The following is a 17730-nucleotide window of genomic DNA, read 5'->3' on the forward strand; positions in this document are numbered from 1 at the left end:
ATTCAATCTACTACGATGACAGTAACATTAGAAATAACATTCCCTGCTTTGTCAGTAGCGGTTACTGTTAAAACTTTTCCTGCTTTTTGCGAAGCTTTCAATGTTATACTAAAGCTTCCATTCTTATCGGCTTGAGCGGTACCTATAACAGAAGATCCCACCTTTATCGTAACCATTGAACCAGCTTCGGCTTTTCCGGTTACTTTTTTATCGTAAGCTTTTACTTCATTTACGACAATTCTTCCAGCCGTTGCTTTATCCATTACTGTTACTTGAACGGATGGACTTTCAACTCCAGCCTTATCAGTGGCTATAACTGTTAATACCGTACCTGCTTTTTGAGCAGATTTTAACGTAACAGAGAAGTTCCCATCTTTGTCAGTCTTTGCACTTCCAAGGACTGTCTTCCCAACTGAAATAGTCACTGTCGAACCAACTTCAGCCTTCCCTATTACCTTTTTATCAGTATCCAAGACATCATATACCACTGGTGTTTTTTGTACAATTACATGATCTTTTACTGTTATTTCTGTTGCTGTGCTTTCGTTGCCTGCTGCATCAGTTGCGGTTACGGAAATCTTCATTCCAGCTTTTTGCTTCGCAATTTTGATTTCAAATTGTCCTGTTTCATCAGCTGTTGCTGAACCGATTTCCTTGCTATCTACCTTTGCAGTTACTTTTAATCCTGCTTCGGCTGTACCTGAAACCACTTCGTCAGCATCCGTTACCTCATTTACCTGTGGAGCATCTGGTGCAGTAACGTCGATAACAGTTACTTCACTTGCTACACTTTCCTTGCCTGCAGCATTAGTAGCAGTTACGACAATTTTAGTTCCAGTAACTTGCTTAGCAATTTTGATTTCAAATTTGCCATCTGTTCCAGCTGCTGCTGAACCAATTTCTTTACCATCAACCTTTGCCACCACATTTGTGCTCGCTTCAGCTGTTCCAGTTATAACCGTATCTTTATCTGATACTGGATTAACGACTGGTGCACCAGGTGCAGCAGCACTAATTCCGATTAATTCTCTAGTATCTCTGACACGGATACGACTACCTTCACTAAATTTACCAGATAACCCGACTGCTTCAAAAGTGTCACCAACCTTAAGGCTAGGGACTGGAGTACCGCTTAGTTTTGCAACATAGCCATCTGTAAATACTAATGTTGAGCCGGAACCATCGTCAATCACATATGAATTTTCATCATAGATCGATACAACTTTACCAATAACTTTAACTAGACTTCCTTGGTTCTCCTCTGCAACTGAATCCTTTGTGCTTACTAACTTAGGTTCAATTTGCGGACCAGTGCCAAGTTTTACAATACTTTCTGCAAAACTGCCGAACTCTAATTCTAAGTTATTTTCAAACGTTTTAATGTGTCCGTAAATACGAACTTTGTCGCCATTTTGTAAACTTCCTACTGGCACATCATTAAAGGCCATGATTCCGCCAGTGCTATCTTGAATATAGACAGCATCAAAGAATACGGTTGTAATTACAGTACCTTCGACAACTACATTGGTACCATCAGTTAACTTACGGGCATCGCCAATGGATTTCACTTTTGGTTCTAGATGTGATAACCAGTTGACAACATTGACAGCAAAGCGCTCATTTCCTTTTGGACTGAATGTTTGATCGATTTGCTTGTCATTGAAGATATTCATTCCAGATACAACGACTCTACCTTTTCCAAGCTCTTCAGACGCAATCATCGGAATAGTTGAACCACCTGTCACTTTATCCAAAGCCGGACCGGTTTTACCGTTTGATGTCTGGACGTTATAGGATACAGAATCAGCTTTAATACTTGGGCTATCTTGGAATGTTGATTCATTTCCTCGCGCTAGTATTGTTACTGTACTGCTATCTGTTAATTCAACTTTTTTACCTGTACCATCATTTTTAGCAAGACTTGAACCACTATAGTATTCAATAGTCGGAACAAAATCTGTCAATCCATTGCTTACAGGTGTAGGGTGTAAGCGAACAGAGAAATTCGACGTTAACGGTGTGCTCCAGAAGTTACCTTCTTTCGTTTCATCAAATACACCATCGTTGTTCACAGCGATTGTTGAACCAACTTCTGACAAGATCGTGTTTAGATTTTGGTTCGATCCACCGAAATTACTCTTTTCTGTCATTAATAGTGAACCACCATTAGTGACAAACTTTTTAATTGCTGCAATTTCATTCGTTCCGTATGAAGATGTTGGGTGTGTGACCATTAATACATCTACATTTTTTAAGACTTCATCACTTAAAGTAGTTGCATTTTCAACAACTGTATACCCTTGTTGTTTCATTACAGTAGTGAATAATTTCAGGTTATCTTTGTATGTGCCAAGATCACCTTTCGTATTTTCATTACCGTGAGTACCATCAATCATAATCGTTTTGCCTAGTGGTGCTTTCACGACAAAGCTTTGTTCAAAATTATTGTCGCCTAAATCGTGGCTATCCGCAGACAGAACGACAATGATATTATGGGTTCCTGCAACTGGATTTTTCCAAACTACACTTGCATCTGCAGACCCATTCGCTGCAAGAGAATCAATACTTGCATCAGCAATAAAATGTTCTGCATCGATTTTATCATAATAGAATTTTGCTTTAATGTTGCTTACAGTTACAGTTCCTAAGTTACTTACGCCTGCAGTAAGAGTAGATGCTACACCACCGATAATCGCACCATCCGGTGTGCCAATATTACTTACATTAACAGCGACGTCCTTCGCTTGAGACCAGATTGGCGCAGAGTAAATTTGATCGCCGTCTTTTTGCGTTACTTTTACGACAAACCATTGTTGTCCGCCAGCGACTGTTACACTAGGGTTCCAAGTAAAGGAAGTAGTATCTTCCTTAGGAACATAAGTGTCAATAACTCTTCCGTGATTTGTGATTAATTCCACTTTAGCAATATTATCGTTGGAAGGAGTTTTAATATAGCTATAATCTGGGTCAGTAGCTTTTTCTAAAACAGGATCGCTTCCTGAAATGTTGAAGTCCAACGTGTCAGTGTCCACTGTAGATCCCATATAGAACCCACTTGCAGATACATCTAACGTAAAGTTTGGATCTTCACTCATATACACGCGCATTTTCTTCATCGCTTCAAGCAAGGAATTTGTTGTTAGTTCATCCGCTACGATGACGGTACGCTTTTTCGTTTGTCCCCATGTCGCATCATGGTTGTCCTCACCGTAAGTTGGGGCAACATGCCAGCCGATATCAAGGGCGCTGTAATACTTATCTTCAGCATTTGCGTATGAATACATCCCTGATCCGTTTCCAACTTCAAGCATTGTAAACAGCTTGTCCACTTTTTTGTCATACGGAATAAAATTATCGAACGCATTTGCTGACATTTTAGGATGGTTGAACTGAGCGACGATATCATCGTATGTGATTGCCCAGCTGTAATAATTTTGCAATTTTTGATATGCTCCACCATCAACAACACGGTCAATAAAGTTGTCTGTTCCAAATACGTTAGAGTGTCCCCATGTCGTTGAAGTCATTTCAAAACCAGGGAAAACAACAAATTTACCATCTTTTGTATATTGCTTCGCTAAATCTTTGGTTAATTTCCAGTCACTGCCGCCAGTACGTTCTTTCATTCCTTTATGGTCAACAGTATCTTTATTTACTAGGCTCGCATCAATGTCATGTGAGTGATCAGAGAAAGCATAGTAGTCATAGTGATATTTCTGAGCCGCTAAAAGTGACGATTCTGGTGAACCAGCTGCATCATGGGAAATGTTCGTGTGGTTATGTGTTGTACCACGATAGTGGTTTCCACCCACAAAACGTTTTGCCACCGTGAATTTCCATGAGAACTCAGAACGGTTTCCTAAATTATCTTTAACGGAAACAATAACAGAATGATCACCTTCAGTTAATTCCTCAGCCTTTGTAAGAACTAACTTGATTTCAGTCGCACTCTTAATCGCTTTTGCAGTGAAATCCTTGCCATCAATTGCTATGGTTGCAGATTGCGTATCGACACCACTTGCATCTTCCAATTTCACGGAAATGGTAGGATAGCGAGAGTCAATTACATCTCCATTTTCCGGTGTAGGATTTGAGATAACTGGACCATCTGTTTTGGAAACAACATTTACCAAAATAGGGTTTGCTGCATCTCCGACAGATTTTTTACCTTCAGCGCTAACAGCTTCAATATAATAGAAGAATTTATCTGTTGGCACATCTGCCTTTAGGATTTTTCCATTATAGTTTCGGCCATCTGCAGAGTTCATGCTGACTTGTTTGTAGCTTGAATCAGTTTCTCCTTTGTAATAAAGGGTAACTGAGTCGGCATTTTTCGCCATCGCTGAGAAAGAAACATCGAAACCAGTGTAAGCTTTCGTTAACTGGGTATGCGCTAATGCCAATTGCCCTTTTACAGATGAAGCGAGCAGATAATAACCGCTAGTAAACGGAGCAATTTTCTTATATTGGCCAACGATTCCATTGAAAGCATAGCTTGAACCTTGTTCAATATCCTCAATAGACCCTTGAATACGAACAATCGCTAAATGATCGCCAGTTTCATCGCTTACTGTCACATCATAATCCGGACCATTCGTCGGGATGTTTGTTACTTTTCCAACGAAAGTAACGTATTTACTCTCATTTGTTTCGTTTACTGCATCAATAGAAATGTGCTCTGGTGCAGGTACATTGTCATCGCCAACATACTTAATTGCTGTTGGAATGAACTGTGTCAACCCTGCGTTAAAGACAACGCGTCCATCAATCTTGTACTTTGCTCCCTCTTTAATAGAGGTAGCTGGATCCAACTTATTAACTACATTGATGGCACCTGTAGAATCTTGAAGATTGAAGTTTGTTTTCACATTTCCAGCTGGGGTGTTATTATTGACTGCTACCCCTTCAATTGTTGTTGTATAACCAACATTGACTGGAAAACCTTTTGCATCATTTTTTCGTAATTCACTTAATAACGTAACAGTCTTCGCTGTGCCAGCTGCATCGATTCTTGCATAGCTGCTTTCTAACGCTGTTGGCTGTGTTGTGTCAGTTTGAGTCAAGTAAACTATTGAACTAGCAGTTGTGAAGCTCATTGTGAAAGAACCATCAGCAGCTGCTTTTGCTTCTTTTTGACTTGTTACAGTACCGCCATTCTCCTCATACGCTTTTACTGTAGCTGAAGCCGGAACTGAACCAGGTTGTCCAACAACTGTTGCAGTACCGCCGGCATGTGTAAAAGTAATTTTTGCAGTATCAGGAGAAAACATGAACTTAGAGTTGCGAACGAACATTTCCTCAGGAGTGTTACCGCCTGATGGTTTGTTAAACGTAAAATCTTTAGATGGATCTTTCGTAAACCAACCATTTCCCATTCCAAACGCAGTACGTGGATCTGAACCAATATCCGTCTTACGGATAATAGTTCCAGCTTTCATCGTTGCATCTGAAATTGGGCTTCCCCAATATAATGGATTTTTAAATGTTCCTGTTCCATCTGTATATGCTAATAAATCGATAGCATCTGGGTCATCGACACCAGTAACAGCCGTTTTCTTACTAGCAAGAACAAAGGCTCCACCTGCAGAACCACTCGGATTTAATGTCGTTGTCACGTCCGGCGTTACAGGAAGGTCTTGGCCTGTAGCACCTGTTGACCCTGCAACCAGAAAGTAGCCATGAGCTTTAATGGTTCCAGATAATGCTTGGCCTGCACCGAAGCTCATGCTTGATGCTGAAGTATAAGCGATAGACCAGCCATTTAGATCAATGTCTTTATCAGTATTATTGTAAAGCTCAAAAAACTTAGTTTTGTAAAATGCTCCGCTGTTTCCACCATTAACGTATAGTTGACTAAATACAACGTCTCCAGGTGAAACTTTCTTTGGATCCTCTTTCGGACCATTGTAATTTACAGCAACTTTGTCACTTGAAGTTTTTCCATCTTCTTGAGCTGTAATGTTGATTACTGATTTCAATTGTGGGTTTTCAAAGTTGAAGCTAAATGCTCCATCTGCACCCGCTGTAGTTGTTGCCACTGCATTGTTATCGTCAAAATAAAGTTTAACAGTCGCATTTTTCGCTACCGCCCCTGATGCGCCACTAACATTTGTGTAGGAAGTATAGGTGATTTTTGACGCAACTGGTGCTGCTGTTTTTTCAACAATCGGATCTGGATCCGGATTTGGGTTCGGATCTGGATCTGGAGTAGATTCAGACGGCACACCTGTAACAATAATGTCAGCAATACGGTTCGTACCTGTTGCGGCAACTGAACCATTGTTAATTGAAGTTTCTGAAGCCTTAAGCCATCTTACAAAAATTAATTCCTGATTATTTGCCTCATTTGGTAACGAAACATTTGTAGTTACCCAAGTACTAGCAGTGGAAATAGTTATTGTTCCATCTGCAATATCTTTCCAGTTAGCACCATCTAAACTATATTGAACCTTGAAATCCTTTGGTCCTGTAGCAGAACCATATTGTTTAGATGATAAAGTAATATTTTGATAGCCTTTTGTTGACAATGGCACTTGCCAAAATGAAGGATTGTTTGTCCAGGTATTTGCGTTTGGAACACTAATCCCTGATGTAGGTCCTGCATTATAACCGGTCATTGTTGCGCCTGAGATTGATAATTGCTTGTCTAGGTTTACATCTACTCCAGCAGTTGCTGTTAGATTTTGCCCCTTGCTAAAATCCCATATTGCTAGCGTAACAGGATCTGAAGCAGCTTTTGCCATATTTGGATTGACCATTGATAACAACATTAGTGCTGTTAAACAAAGACTAACCAATTTCTTGTACTTTCTAATAAATGCGTACACCTATGACATTCCTCCCAAAAATGTTTTTGCTGAAGCGCTTACGCCATTATTATATATGGCGAGCCCTTCATTTGGATAATGGTAATACATACCTGTAATACCTATAACCACCTCTTTTTATTACTAGTTCCTTGCCTTTACAATTCTAGTATGAATTTCGATTCGATTCTACAAAATTCGACAAAAATCTACAAATTTTACGTTTAATTTACATTAGATTCACAGTTCATATGATATAGTTACAGGGATTCTCCATTATTAAAAATTACACATCTCTGGAGGTAACCTTTTAATGGATACAAATACTATAAGAATGAATCCAATTTCGAATTGGTCTAATTTTTGTCGGTATTTCCTTATGTTAATAATGCCAATCACGATTTTCTTATCTACTATACAGATCGCCCATGCCCATGCTTATAGTGCTAGTTTTACCACTTTACAGCTTTCAAAATCGCAAACAAAGATGACCTTTGAATTAGATGAGGTTTCTGTCATTGAATTAGCAGGTGGAGATGTTAACAACAATGGAATGTTGGAACCAGAGGAATTTGAAGCTATTAAGGATAAAATTTTATCGATTCTAAAAGAAAATATTATCTTAAAAATAGATGGCCAACCACAAAACTGGTCCAAGATAGAAACAATCAGTTTAAATCGAAAAGGAGATGCGACTCAACTTCGTTTAGAGGTTTTATTTCCGGCAATCACTCCATCTCAATCGATTTCATTTACTGATAATTTGTATCAAAATGAAAAAATCACAAACTATGTTGATTTATTGAAGGTTTCTTATGGAAAGCAAAATAGTACAGCGGCACTTTCAGGAAGCAATCGCACTTGGTCCATGATCTTAAGCGAAAATGATTATGCTGCCAATATTTCAGGAGATAAAAACGGAACTCCTAAGCAGCAGGGACAAGCTAATAAGCCAGTGGAATCACAACACTCATTGTCAACGTCAGGCTGGCTTACATTTATGAAGCTTGGCATAAATCATATCCTTGAAGGTTACGACCATATTCTATTCCTTTTATCACTACTAATCGCTAGACAAAGCTTTAAGCAGATTGCGACGGTGATCACTGCTTTTACTATAGCGCATAGCTTAACATTAACCTTGACCGTTTTAGGAATAATTAATATACCGCCAAGCATTGTCGAACCTGCAATTGCCATCAGTATCTGTTATGTTGCCTTGGAAAATATTTTCCGTAAAAAGGTTAGCTACCGGTGGGTATTAAGTTTTCTCTTCGGACTTATCCATGGAATGGGTTTTGCCGATATATTAACAGAGATGCATATTCCTAAGAGCGAATTAGCCATTGACCTAGCTAGCTTCAATATTGGGATTGAAATTATCCAACTATTAATAGTCGTCCTTCTATTACCGTTATTAACGCTGTTACATCGTTCAAAATATTCAAGGAAGGCAATTATTTCCGTTTCAACTATTGCGTTTCTTTTGGGCGGATTTTGGTTAATTGAGCGATTACTATCTTAAAATCAAGGAGTTGTATCCTTTGAGAAATACTGCTATTAAAAAAGGCACACCTGCGAAGTCAAATTCTCAAATACTTATAATTTTGAGTTTAGTGATTATCGGACTATTATATGTTTTATCTGCCTATGACCCTAGTTCAATCGTAACTAGCCCTAAGTTGCAAATGTTTAAAATGATGTTAATAAGCATTATTATTGAAGCAATGCCCTTTATCTTAATCGGCGTTTTTGTCTCGGCCATCCTTCAAGTGTTTGTAACAGACCAAATGATTCGGAAATTCATTCCGAAAAATCCGTTTTTAGGGATTATTGCTGCAAGTGTGTTGGGGATCATCTTTCCCATTTGCGAATGTGGTATGGTCCCTGCTATTCGTAAATTAATAAAAAAAGGGATGCCATTATATGTTGCCACAACCTTTATCTTGGTTGGACCCATTCTAAATCCAATTGTATTTTTATCAACATTAACTGCTTTTCGAAATCAACCAGCGATCGCCTTTTATCGAATGGGACTAGCTTTTGTTGTTGCACTTATCGTAGGTTTGATTGTCTACAAATTTGTTAAATCAAACCAATTACGCGAACAATTAACGCATCCGAAAAATAATGATAGGGAAAATGATGAAAAGCATGAACATCATCATCACCACCATCTTAGTTCCCAGAAGCCAGTAAAAAATAAATTAATTGAAGTAATGGGTCATACAGTAAGTGAATTTTTCGATATGGGAAAGTATTTAGTGTTTGGTTCCATTATTGTTGCCTTATTGCAAGTTTTTGTATCACAAAATAGTTTAATAGCGGTAGGAAACAGCGGACCAATCGCCAATTTAGTAATGATGGGACTTGGATTTATCCTATCCCTTTGTTCCACATCAGATGCCTTTGTTGCCCAATCCTTACAAACCATTTTTACGAAAAGCTCATTGATTGGTTTTATGGTTTTTGGCCCGATGATCAATATTAAGGGGATTCTGATGATGCTCGCTGTCTTTAGATCTCGTTTTGTTATCTTACTTTGTGCACTCGTAACGATCTTGGTTTTTGTGGGGACAATTGTTTTACAATTGGCTTTTTAATCCAGTTGATTGGAAATACTAATAAGGTAGTGATTTGATGAAAAACAAAATCAGTTCCACAAATATTCATTACTTTTTGAGGGCAGCCATACTTTTAGGCTTTTCTATTTATATGTTACTCTTAACGATGACAGGAGATATTCTCCAATTTATTGTCCCGCAGCTTGTCATTTATATTAAAATCGCTGCCTTGGTTCTTATTATTGTTTCTGCTTTTCAATTTTATATTGCATTTCTTTCCTTAAAAAGGCCTGTCATTATTTGTGAATGTGGACATGACCATGACCACGGCCATGATCATTCTCACGATCATAGCCATTTAGGACATGACGAGAATGTTTTCGGTCATCATCATACACATCTATTTAAGAAATCAATTTGGAAAGATATTTTTGTCTACAGTTTATTTCTATTGCCGCTTCTTCTTGGTTTCTTTTTACCAAATCAGGCTCAATCTAGTTCACTTGCGGGGAGTAGAGGCATGAATTTAGGTGGTTTAGCTACTCAAAGTCAAGCTAAGGGAGCTTTAGTGGAATTAGAAGGTAACGAGGATCCTGCGCTTAAGAAAATGTTTAAAACCAATGTTTATGATAAAGACTATGCCAAACTAGGGATGGTTTTATATAAGCAAGATATAATTGAAATGAAGGATGAATGGTTCATTGAAAAGCTGCAATCCATGAATAATTTTGTCGATAATTTTCAAAATAAAGAGATTAAAATTAAAGGTTTTATTTATCGAGAAAATGGATTATCGAGTAACCAATTTATTATCGCAAGAATGGGTATGACCCACTGTATTGCCGATATTTCACCATTTGGGATTATTGCCGAAGCAGCCAATCCGGACCAATTTGTAAATGATTCTTGGGTTACGATTACAGGAAAGATCAGTAAAACTAGTTTTAATGGACAAACAGTAATTAAAATTGATGTTGAAAAAACAGAACCAGCAGTTGCACCAAGTGTTCAATATGTTTATCCTGATTGGAAATTTGGTTCAAAATTGTAATATGAACTGTTGAGAGGTGTATTGATGCTACTAAAGATCGGAAGTTTATTACTTGTTTTAATAATAACCGGCTATTGTATTCTCCACTTTAATCGCAACAAAGATAATATCTTCAGGTCAATTGGAACTGTAACAACATTACTAACAGGATTTTCTACTGCAACGGTTGGCTTTTTGTTGATGCAGACTTCTAATTATAATCTAACTTTAACGATAATCATTTGTTTTCTAGTTGCTATCGTTTGTGGATTTCTTGTTGGTGGACCTTTTCAAAAGGTAAAAGGGTTAAATGAACTATTATCAGGGTTTATTGGAGCATCAATTGGCTCTACATTAGGGTTTTTGACGTTTATATCTATAACACCTTTTCTAATAGTTGATATCCTTTTTGTCCTTTTCATCTATTTTCTCTTAAAGCTTTTTGATAAACAGATTGTTATGGAACAAAACAAGAAGCTTTCTAATAAGGGCAAAAAAAAGCTTTCTCATGCATCAACTATTATTCTTTCTTCAACATTTGGTATATTACTCCTTATCATTTTTCTAAACTTTAACCATTTTCATGTAGGAATTATTGGTCAGCCTCAAAAACAAAATGCTGTAATGGACGAAGAGAATGATTTACAGGTGGCAACTATTAATGTAACCCCCTCAGGATTTGATCCGAAAAATACAATTTTAAAAGCAAATACCATGATTAAAGTCAATTTCATCGTCGACATTCAAGAAGGCAAACAAGTAACATTAGTATCAAACGATTTAAAACTCAATATTGGCTTAAAAAAAGGGAACAACATGGTCCTCTTAGATAACCCACAAATTGGACAGTATCACCTAATGCTTGAACCGGGCAAATCTGAAGGTTTATTGACCGTAAAGGCCAGCAAATAAATAAAATAAAAAAGGAGCTGCAATAAAATTGCAGTTCCTTTTTTATTTTCTATTATTGAAGCCATGCTCTATCATTACCAAGTTTGTACTTTCCAATTGTCGTGTTGAATGCCATTTGGCCATCATTGTATAGGAAGTACCATTTCTTATTAACTTGGATCCAGCCAGTTTGCATTGCTCCATTTGTTGCAATATAGTACCACTTGCAACAATTTCTATTCATTTTAATTGTATAAGTATCCTGATTTCGGTATATTTGTTCTAAGCTAATTTTACACTTCATACAATTTTGCTTTTTTTTCAACAATATTGAGATAATATCAATTGACAACAATATTTATCCAAAACGAGGGGTTACAAGATGTTAAAACAGAAAAGTAAATCACAGCATTTAGCGGCTATTTCTCTTATGGTGATGGCAGCTGGATTTTTAGCTACTATACCATTACCGCTATCACTGTGGAGAACCATCCTCCAAGGCGGATTTGAGGCAGGACTTGTTGGGGGCCTTGCAGACTGGTTTGCCGTTACGGCCTTATTCAGACATCCACTTGGCCTCCCAATCCCGCACACAGCCCTATTGCCAAAAAACAGAGAAAAGATTATTGCGAAAATCATTTCGATGTTAGAGCAGGACTGGCTGACAAAGGAGAGCATCCGTGAAAAAATAGAAACGTTTCAGTTCAGCGAAAAATTATTTACCATCGTAAATAAGGAAATACACTCGCAGCCAGTAAAGAAAAACATTATCACTCTTATTCAACATTTAATTAATAAAATTGAGATAAAAATATTAGCTCCTATTATTGAAAAAGAACTAAAAGCCTTTCTTGAAAATATAGATATTAATTACTATTTTCCATTACTGGTCGATCAAATTACGATTCGGAAATACGATGAAAAAACACTTGATTTCATCCTTAAAGAAATTGATGATTGGGCCAAAAAGGAAAGTACAAAGAATCAGCTTGGTGGGATGGCCGTTGAAATGATTGAAAATATTAAAGCGGATGGTATCATGCAGTTTGCGTTGAGATCTTTTAGCAATCTTGTTAACGAGGAGAAATTAGGGAATATTATCCAAAATCTGATTCTAAAAGGTGTTGATAGTTATCGCGATCCCTTGAATCAAAATAGACAAACCTTATTAATCCACATTGATACCAAGCTGCAAAATATTAAAAGTGATGAAAAGATTTATGAAGAGCTTAATCAGTTTAAACTGCAAATCATCGCAAAATGGAAACCCGAAGAAAAAATAATCGAGTTTTTAACTGAGTTCCAGCAAAAGGCTTATGATTTTGTGGAAGAGCCAAGCTTTTACGATGAATATATACTTCCGTTAATTACGAAAAGCCTGAATGAGCTTAAAGAAAATCCAGACAAGATGAACAAACTGGAAGCTTGGATTAAGAAACAAATATCCAGCTTTGTTGATCGATATCATTCAAAAATCGGTATACTTGTCCAGGAAAATTTAAATAAACTTGATAATAAAACACTTATCAGTATGATTGAAACAAATGTTGGAAAAGACCTGCAATGGATTCGGGTAAACGGAGCCGTTTGTGGATTTCTAATTGGCCTTGTATTAGTAGGAATAAAGGCCTTATTTTAAAGAGCAGTCCTTTGGATTGCTCTTTTTCCAGGAAAAAATATCCTTTCTTGTCCCCTTAAATTCAGTTCTTTTTCAAAATAATCCTACATATTTACTACTGTAGTCATTATTTTTATATGAAAAAGGAGGCAGAAAAATGGGTATTAAGTTTATTAAAATTTCTGTTGTCTATTTTGTCATCGGGGTTTGCATTGGGATGTATATGTCGATGTCGCAAAAATTCACCTTCACTCCTGTCCACGTTCATATAAATTTATTAGGTTGGATGTCAATGGGTATGGCAGGTCTTATCTATGTTGCGTTTCCAAGTGCAGCAAAAACGACATTAGCGAAGATTCACTTTTGGCTGCATAATATTTCTCTGCCAATTATGATGATTGGACTTGCATTCTTAAAATCTGGGACAGAAAGTGCAGAGCCTGCAGTTGCTACAGGCGGTACATTAATGGTTTTAGGGATTATTCTCTTTGCCGTCAACATCATAAAAAATATTAAACAGGAATCCATGTGAATAGTTAGTTATCATGCAGAAAAAGACGCCATTACTCGGCGTCTTTTTTAATTACCTTTATACACATACTGATCTTTAGGAGTGGATGTCTTTGTCCACTTTTCTACTTTTAATATAGGAATATTCGTTTTGAAGGGTTGATAATAAATTGTCGAGATTTTCCCCTTTACGGTAATCCACTCGTCATTCCCCAGCTTCGTGCCCTCCGGCATGTCGACAAGCATCCCGAAGACACCAGAGTCAGCAATACAATGAATGATGCCAAAACGGAATACGAAGAGCTGATTTTTATTTATCGTCTCAGCATCATTAAAAACAAAGCCTTTAAACTCAATATCTTTCCCTAAGAAATCACCTGGAAAATTATAAATCGTTTCCATCCCATTTAAATAATTTTTATCGTTTAACAAGATCGTTTTTTGATCGATATACTTTTTCTTCTCAGTTTTCATGCGGGAGTCGTATTCATCTTTTCCATAATATACACTTGTATCTGGCCGCAGGAATTGCTGCTGCATAAACGGGTCCCCTTTGCCCTCATCATATATGGGAAAATGGAAACCCTTCGCCTTGACAATATTTGAATCAAGAGTGGCTATTGGGAAAAATATACCCGAGATAATCGGAAACGCGAGAATCGGATAGACAAAAAGCTTTTTATACCACTTGTCTTCTTTATCATGATTATGCCCGCAATGATCATGATCGCATCCTGTTTCTTTTGATTGATCCTTATTCAGCATAAAAATTTGGACGATCGTTAAGATTAATAATCCATAACCAGCAGCGGCTGAAAGGTACGAATACTTCATGTTGATATATTTTGAGATATCACCAGTAAGATGCAATTGAAAGATTAAATAAGTAAAGCCAATTAATATTAAACTTCTTATCATGGTAACAACTCCTAAAACAACAATGAGTACACAAAGACAGCGGCAAATGAAGCAAATACAATCATCAATACTAGCCGTTTTTTAAATGTTGCCAGCATCATCATTAAATTCTTAATATCAACCATTGGACCAAATACTAAAAACGCTAATAATGAACCGGTTGAAAACGTAGTTCTAAAGGAGGAAGCAATAAAAGCGTCCGCTTCGGAACAGAGAGATAGAATAAAGGACAAAGTCATCATAACTAAGGAAGATGATACAGGGCCATGACCAATAGCGACAAGAGTTGTCGTTTTTACGTAAGTTTGGACTGCAGCTGCAATTAGAGAACCAATCACTAAATATTTCCCCATTGAGAAAAACTCTTCTACAGCATGTTCGAGTGTCTGCCAAATTTTTTTCATGACGGTTTTCTTTTCTTCATGATGATGGTGATGATGTGTTTCTTTAAACGGATTTCCTTTGTAGCGATAGGCAATCAATATTCCAACTGCAAACGCAACAACAAGTGCGCCAATGGCGCGGAAGATCGGCATTTTCCAATCGCTGCCGAAGGCAATATAAGTAGCAAACAATACAACCGGGTTAATAATTGGCGCGGTTAACATAAAGGCAATCCCTGCAGAAATCGGCACTCCTTTTGCGACAAGCCGACTGACAATCGGCACAATCCCACATTCACATGATGGAAATAATATTCCTAAAAAACTGGCAAAAATCACTGCAAGGACTTTATTTTTCGGCATGATCTTCGCGATCATTTCTTCGGTCACAAATATTTGAATAATTCCCGAGATTAATACCCCGAGCGTCACAAATGGTAATGCTTCAATAAGGATAGAGATAAATATGGTATTCATCTGTAAAAACGACTGCGGTAATGAGATACCAAACATAGTAATCCTCCTAGTACCAAAACTGATGTTAACTACTATACTCGGAATCTTTTATTTCGTCCAACGAAAAATATGGTATGAGGAAGAAATTTTCTTTTACAAAAGCTGTGTTAAAGAACATTGTTGATTATGAGCACAATGTTGATTGGAGTGGAAGGCGCGAGACTCCTGCGGGAGCAGCGGGACAGGTGAGACCCCGTAGGCGCTTTAGCGCCGAGGAGGCTCACCGCCCGCCCCGCGGAAAGCGAAGCCCCTGGAACGGAAATCAACATTCACTTTTAACACAGTCTTTACAAAAAAAATACTGCCTGCCAAATATTTGGCGGCAGCATGGTTTTCGTCATGGTTGAAATGGCTGTAAGCTTTTTTTCCTAAGATTCAATCTTTCTTCTATAGATTTACTTGAGTCATGATTATAGATAGCCCCTTCCCAATCTCCATACATCGGATTTGGAAACACAATGAGTTTTCTGCCGAATTCTTCTTTGTGTTTAGTTACAGCTTCTATCCTTCCGGATACCGATAACTCGTCAAATCCACTAAAATCCCCTAAATTATCGCCAAACAAAAGCACGATCTCATGAGTTTTGGCTACTTGCAGGCGCCTGTTTTCTTTCCCGCTTTCACCTTTTTGTTTTAAAAATACATGGTCGGGCACGGCCTGTGGTACACCGATAGCCTGTAAATTTTTAATGGTGATTGCCTTTTTTGCTTCTTTTCGGTTGGTAATGTAGAAAATGGAAACTCCCTTTGAATCGGCATAGTTTAGAAATTCTAATGCCCCTGGCAGTGGTTTTGCTGCAGCCCTGTCTTCCCATTTACTCCAATTTAACGGATAGTTCTCTCCTGAAACTATTTTCCCGGCAAAAAGCTGGCTATTATCGATAACCGTTTCGTCCAAATCAAGTACAATTGCTGGTTTTAGCCCTTTATTCTTGTCCCGTTTACTCAAGATTTCATCCAGTCTCATTTTTCCCACGTTGTAGCCCTGGTAATACAAAGCTTTTGCTTCTCCTGATGTCTGATACCAGAGAACGGACATCGTGTTTTGTTCTGCCATGCTGGCGGTTGGATTTGTCACCGTTTGTGCGCAGGCACTAATGCCGGAAAGTGAAAGTGCTAAGACAGCAGCTGTTATCAATGCGGTAATTTTTTTCATCCATTCAAACCTCCTTGACTTTTACCGTTTTAGTATATGGATTAATCAAAAATCTAAGCTTTTTGACCGAGCTTTCTTTATCCAAGAATTAAATATACGAAAATCCTTCATTAAATGCTCGAAGAATATGATATACTTTACCCATAGCAACATTATTTTAACGTTTTGGGGAGGAATTTATCATGTTTATTGGAATACCTAAAGAAATAAAAAATAATGAAAATCGCGTGGCTCTTACGCCTGCTGGTGTTGTTTCATTTTTGACGGTCGGACATAAAGTATTAGTAGAAAAAGACGCTGGAATTGGAAGCGGTTTCACCAATGAAGATTATATTAATGCCGGTGCCGAGATTATTGATAGTGCTGCAACAGTTTGGGCAAAGGCTGATATGATTATGAAGGTTAAAGAACCACTTTCAAGTGAGTATCAATATTTCCGCCCGGGCTTAATTCTATTTACATACTTACACCTTGCTGCTGAGCCAGCACTTGCACAAGCTTTAAAAGAAAAAGGTGTTATCGCTGTTGCGTATGAAACAGTGGCCGTAAACAAAACTCTTCCACTTCTTACCCCAATGAGTGAAGTTGCAGGCAGGATGGCTGCCCAAATAGGTGCCCAGTTCTTGCAAAAAAATAATGGCGGCCAAGGAATCCTGCTTGCAGGTGTTCCAGGGGTTAACCGTGGTAAAGTAACCATTATCGGCGGTGGGATTGTTGGTACAAACGCTGCTAAAATGGCTATCGGTTTAGGCGCTGATGTTACCATTATTGACTTGAGTGCTGAACGTCTCCGCCAGCTTGACGATATTTTCGGAAATCAAATTAAAACATTGATGTCTAATCCTTTGAACATCGCGGAGGCAGTTGCGGAGGCTGATCTGCTAATCGGAGCTGTATTGATTCCTGGTGCTAAAGCCCCTAAACTTGTTAAGGAAGCAATGGTTAAGACAATGAAACCAGGTTCTGTAATTGTCGATGTTGCGATCGACCAAGGCGGAATTGTTGAAACCTGCGATCATATTACCACTCATGATAACCCTACATTTATCAAACATGGGGTTGTCCACTATTCTGTAGCCAATATGCCTGGTGCCGTGCCAAGAACTTCAACCATTGCACTTACAAATGTTACGGTTCCGTACGCATTGCAAATCGCCAATAAAGGGGTTTTCAAAGCCATCACAGAAAACGCAGCTTTATTGCTTGGTGTTAACGCAGCGGGTGGAGAAATCACCTATGAAGCAGTAGCAAAAGATCTAGGGTATGATTATGTACCTGTAGAAAAAGCATTAGAAAAAGAACTAGCTGCAATTTAATAAGAAAAGAGGATATCTCAGC

The 17730-nt window shown here is 37.9% G+C and carries 12 protein-coding genes; 7 read left to right on the forward strand and 5 right to left on the reverse strand.

Annotated features, from left to right (window positions below; translation table 11 throughout):
* Window positions 1–2 precede the first annotated feature (2 nt).
* Window positions 3–6827, reverse strand: coding sequence for a DUF4350 domain-containing protein (locus ACFVSW_RS04330; protein WP_387312628.1), 6825 nt, complete (start codon window positions 6825–6827; stop codon window positions 3–5).
* A gap of 292 nt (window positions 6828–7119) precedes the next feature.
* Here ACFVSW_RS04330 and ACFVSW_RS04335 point away from each other — a divergent pair, with 292 nt between their 5' ends.
* The 4 genes from ACFVSW_RS04335 to ACFVSW_RS04350 are packed head-to-tail and all read left to right on the forward strand — an operon-like array spanning window position 7120 to window position 11312.
* Window positions 7120–8331, forward strand: coding sequence for a HupE/UreJ family protein (locus ACFVSW_RS04335; protein ID WP_387312631.1), 1212 nt, complete (start codon window positions 7120–7122; stop codon window positions 8329–8331).
* 19 nt (window positions 8332–8350) lie between these two features.
* Window positions 8351–9409 carry a permease gene (locus ACFVSW_RS04340; protein ID WP_387312632.1) on the forward strand — a complete coding sequence of 353 codons (1059 nt, stop codon included), beginning with the start codon at window positions 8351–8353 and terminating at the stop codon, window positions 9407–9409.
* 37 nt (window positions 9410–9446) lie between these two features.
* The gene (locus ACFVSW_RS04345) at window positions 9447–10421 is read left to right on the forward strand and encodes a TIGR03943 family putative permease subunit (RefSeq protein ID WP_387312634.1); all 975 of its coding nucleotides are present in this window, start codon (window positions 9447–9449) and stop codon (window positions 10419–10421) included.
* Window positions 10422–10445: 24 nt separating this feature from the next.
* The gene (locus tag ACFVSW_RS04350; protein WP_387312636.1) at window positions 10446–11312 is read left to right on the forward strand and encodes a hypothetical protein; all 867 of its coding nucleotides are present in this window, start codon (window positions 10446–10448) and stop codon (window positions 11310–11312) included.
* 52 nt (window positions 11313–11364) lie between these two features.
* On the opposite strand, the gene ACFVSW_RS04355 is transcribed toward ACFVSW_RS04350, so the two are convergent.
* Window positions 11365–11535: a hypothetical protein gene (locus ACFVSW_RS04355; protein ID WP_387312639.1), complete on the reverse strand. Its 171-nt coding sequence runs from the start codon at window positions 11533–11535 to the stop codon at window positions 11365–11367.
* A 138-nt stretch (window positions 11536–11673) separates the two neighbouring features.
* On the opposite strand from ACFVSW_RS04355, the gene ACFVSW_RS04360 reads away from it, so the two are divergent.
* Both ACFVSW_RS04360 and ACFVSW_RS04365 read left to right on the forward strand, forming a co-directional pair.
* Window positions 11674–12930 carry a DUF445 domain-containing protein gene (locus tag ACFVSW_RS04360; protein ID WP_387312642.1) on the forward strand — a complete coding sequence of 419 codons (1257 nt, stop codon included), beginning with the start codon at window positions 11674–11676 and terminating at the stop codon, window positions 12928–12930.
* 136 nt (window positions 12931–13066) lie between these two features.
* Window positions 13067–13441 (forward strand): cytochrome-c oxidase, encoded by a 375-nt coding sequence (locus tag ACFVSW_RS04365; protein ID WP_387312645.1) that lies wholly within the window; start codon window positions 13067–13069, stop codon window positions 13439–13441.
* 47 nt (window positions 13442–13488) lie between these two features.
* Here ACFVSW_RS04365 and ACFVSW_RS04370 read toward each other — a convergent pair whose 3' ends face one another.
* The 3 genes from ACFVSW_RS04370 to ACFVSW_RS04380 all read right to left on the reverse strand — a co-directional run bounded on the left by ACFVSW_RS04370 (window position 13489) and on the right by ACFVSW_RS04380 (window position 16392).
* A complete protein-coding gene (locus tag ACFVSW_RS04370; RefSeq protein WP_387312647.1) occupies window positions 13489–14337 on the reverse strand; it encodes a TIGR03943 family putative permease subunit in 849 nt (282 codons plus the stop codon).
* Window positions 14338–14348: 11 nt separating this feature from the next.
* Window positions 14349–15233, reverse strand: a complete 885-nt coding sequence (locus ACFVSW_RS04375; protein WP_387312650.1) for a permease — start codon at window positions 15231–15233, stop codon at window positions 14349–14351.
* A gap of 340 nt (window positions 15234–15573) precedes the next feature.
* Window positions 15574–16392: a 5'-nucleotidase, lipoprotein e(P4) family gene (locus ACFVSW_RS04380; protein WP_387312653.1), complete on the reverse strand. Its 819-nt coding sequence runs from the start codon at window positions 16390–16392 to the stop codon at window positions 15574–15576.
* A 182-nt stretch (window positions 16393–16574) separates the two neighbouring features.
* Between ACFVSW_RS04380 and ald the strand changes: the two genes are divergently transcribed.
* Entirely contained in the window at window positions 16575–17708 is a 1134-nt protein-coding gene (ald, locus tag ACFVSW_RS04385) for an alanine dehydrogenase (RefSeq protein WP_387312655.1), read from the forward strand.
* Window positions 17709–17730: the final 22 nt, after the last annotated feature.

The organism is Neobacillus sp. NPDC058068, from assembly GCF_042885335.1.
In the GTDB taxonomy this organism is placed as follows: domain Bacteria; phylum Bacillota; class Bacilli; order Bacillales; family Cytobacillaceae; genus Neobacillus.